This is a genomic window from Chitinivibrio alkaliphilus ACht1, assembly GCF_000474745.1.
Classification (GTDB): Bacteria; Fibrobacterota; Chitinivibrionia; order Chitinivibrionales; family Chitinivibrionaceae; genus Chitinivibrio; species Chitinivibrio alkaliphilus.
Genome location: NZ_ASJR01000050.1, coordinates 1 through 3,415, shown reverse-complemented (window position 1 = coordinate 3,415; position 3,415 = coordinate 1). Strand labels below are relative to the sequence as shown.

Genomic DNA, 3,415 nt, shown 5'->3' with positions numbered 1-3,415 from the left:
AGATTGTGGATGTGCAGGAGGGAGAGCCTGTCTACGCAAAAACTGCAAATAGAGAGGCGGGGATTACCTCTCATGTGCGGCCTGTATATCCTGGAGGAGATCTTGGACTATCCGTAACAGGAAGTAATCTTACGCCCCTTGGTATTTGGGATGATGGGCCGGTTCGAGCAACTCATCAGGAATTTGATGGTCGGGTAACTGTTCGTAGCAGCGGGGAACCAACTTCACATGGAACCCATGTGGGGGGAACCATGGTTGCGGCGGGAGTAAACGAGCGTGCACAGGGGATGGCCTATGAAGCACGGCTCACCTCATACAATTGGAATAATGTACTTTCTCAAATGGCATCTGAGGCGGCGAATAACGGGATGCTTGTGTCACAGCACTCGTATACCATGGGTAACTCCTTTCAGTATGATCGCCTCGCACAACAATGGGATGATCTTCACTTGAATTACCCGTTTAAACTCGGTTCAAAATCGGCGGGGAATGATGGTGAGTGGCGCGCTGTTCGAGATGCGGGAAATGCTAAAAATAATATTACCATCGGTGCCATTAACAATATCCAGGGCGGATGGGCAAACCCGGGAAATGTGCGTATTGCGAATTTCAGTAGTCGCGGCCCAACGAGAAATGATCGACGGGTAAAACCTGACCTTGTCGCCAAGGGTGTACAGGTTTACTCTACCGGGCATAGGAGCGACAACGACTATACATCTATGAGCGGGACTTCCATGGCCGGCCCAGCTGCGGCGGGGATGCTTGGCTTACTGCAGGATCACTACTTTGAAACCCATGATCGTACGTACATGCGTGCTGCCACCTTGAAAGCCGTGGCCATAAACACCGCCGGTGATGCCGGTACGGAAGGCCCCAATGCAACCTTCGGCTGGGGGGTTGTGCACGTGGCACGAGGGGCACAGCTTATTACCAATAATGACGGAGGTAATGAGGGGCTTATCCGTGAATTAACGCTGCAAAATAATGAGACCCTTGAGTTTGAGTACGTTGGCAACGGTGAAGAAGAGATCGTTGCAACCATTGTTTGGCCTGATCCATCCGGAGCGAGGCTTGTAAATGATCTTGATCTGCGTGTAATCGTTGATGGCGAAACACACATGCCCTGGCGAATAGACTCCGGGAATGAGTTAGGGGCTGCTGTTCGGGGTGACAATACGGTTGATAATGTTGAAAAGGTGAATACGGGAGTTACCCGTGGGGGGGCATCGGTGACCGTGCAGGTATCTCACAAGGGGAGTCTTTCCGGAGGAAGTCAGAATTTTTCTCTTGCCATCTCAGGTGTTGGCGGGGGCGATCCGAAAATTCTTACCCTTCTTTCGCCGGAAACCGGTGATGTTCTTCAGGCAAACAGTGAGCATACGGTTCGATGGGAGTCTGAAGGGGATATTGAAAATGTGCATCTTGAATGGGGCCATGTGGGTGGAACTTGGTCTACCGTGGCTGAATCTGTCCCCAATACGGGAGAGTACACCTGGAGTGTTCCCGACACGGCCCACGATGATTGCCGTTTCCGCATAACCGATGCCGATGGAAACGCAAATGATATTTCCGGTGCCTATGAAATAGAAAAGGCTGAATTTATTCGAATTACTGAACCGGATTCAGGGGATCAGCTTGCAGCAGGAGAGGAATATGCCATTCGGTGGGATTCTGAAGGAGATCTTGGTGACCTGCATATTGAATGGGGCCATCGGGGTGGGAATTTTTCTACCGTGGCTGAGTCTGTGCCAAATACGGGAGAATATACGTGGAATGTTCCCGATACGGCCCATGATCAATGTGTCCTGCGGATTTCTCAGGTCTCAGGAGATGTTTCTGATCGTCTTGAATATTTTACCATTTTTCAAGTACCTGAGATAGAGATATCTCCCATGGAAATAGAGACCTCTCTTCGTCCTGGGGAAGAATATCAATTTGATGTGAATATGTCTAATCATGGAAAAGGGGACCTTCAGCTGGTGATAAGCCAAAGTTCAACTCCGGAAAGCATGATTGACGGGGCATCTTGGAGTGCATCCGCTGATGACTACGGTTCGTATGTAGACGTAGCAGAGGGGGTTATTCAGTCCGGTGCAGCCCTCATGGAGTACCATATTGTAGAACAACCTGATGAAGATAGTTGGCCGTGGGCAACCATGACTGCATCTTTGGAACGGAGTTTTACTGGGTTAGAAGAGATTACCGTACGCTATGCAAGTGATCACGATGTGAACGTTCTGCTGGATCAAAGCGGGCTTTCTCAAAACGGTACATCGCATCGGGCGCTTCTTCCGGCTCGATCAAGCCTTACAGATACGGTTTTATCAATTTCAGAAGACTTTGAACAGCCGCAGTGGATTATTGACGCGGGTGAAGAGACCCCCCTCGATCTTGGGGAAGTTTCCAGTATGAGTTTCTCTGTTGCTCCTGATTATAGTACCGTAACAGAGGGATCATTGCAGGTGGATGACTTGGCTCTTGATGGGGTTGAGTTGCCCCAGGAAGAGACACCCGTTCATTTGAGTGAGAATACCTATGTTATTCCGGGAGAGAGTGAAGAGCTCCTTCCAGTCACCCTTACCGCAGAGGGGTTTGATCTCGGAACATACGGTGATACTCTTCACATTAGTCATAATGATCCTGCGCGTGGCCCCCTTGCTATACCGGTTGTTTTACAGGTACAGGCCAATGAAATACCGGAGTTTGACCCGGTTGAGCAGGTTCATTCCCTTGACGTAGGAGATGATCTGGATCTTATCGTATCAGCCTCAGACCCCGAAGATGACGCTCTCTTCTTTGATATCACGGGACTTCCTGACTGGCTGTCTGCAAACACCGAGGATGAACAGGTCGTGATTCGCGGTACTGCTGAAGAAGCACAGGCGGATCAGACCTATGACTTCACGGTGGAAGTATACGATGACTTTGAACCTGAGCGACGAAATAGCCTTGATATCACCGTTTCGGTTGGTTCTGCCGTTGAAATTATCCATGTGGATACTATTTCTACAACCTCGACAACACCGGGAGTTTATCCGGTGGAAAACCCCGGCTCTCTTCAGAATAGCTCCTATGATTTTGCCGTAGTTACGGGGGATCCCGCCATGGTGCGAGTGATTATTTATGATAATCTGGGGAACGTCTTGGATGAGCAAACAGAGCAAAGTGTTCCCGGAACAGGACATGTTCTGAGCTGGGATATGCGTAACTCGCGAGGGAGCCGTGTTGGCCCGGGCAGTTATCTCATTGTTGCAGAAGTGGAATATGCTAATGGAACAACGCAAGCTTATCGTCGCTTAATTGGCTTGCGGAATGAGTAAGTTCTCTGGGTAAGATGTAATACCACTATTTTGGAGAGGCGATATGCTTTCGCCTCTCCTTATACTTTTTTCATAGTAGCTCTGGTGGGAGGGTG

At 49.6% G+C, this 3,415-nt stretch carries 1 protein-coding gene; it reads left to right on the top strand.

Annotated elements, in window-relative coordinates:
• A partial coding sequence (locus CALK_RS11535) for a S8 family serine peptidase (RefSeq protein ID WP_162146749.1) occupies positions 1–3,320 on the top strand: 3,320 nt, incomplete at its 5' end.
• Between the last annotated feature and the right edge of the window lie 95 nt (positions 3,321–3,415).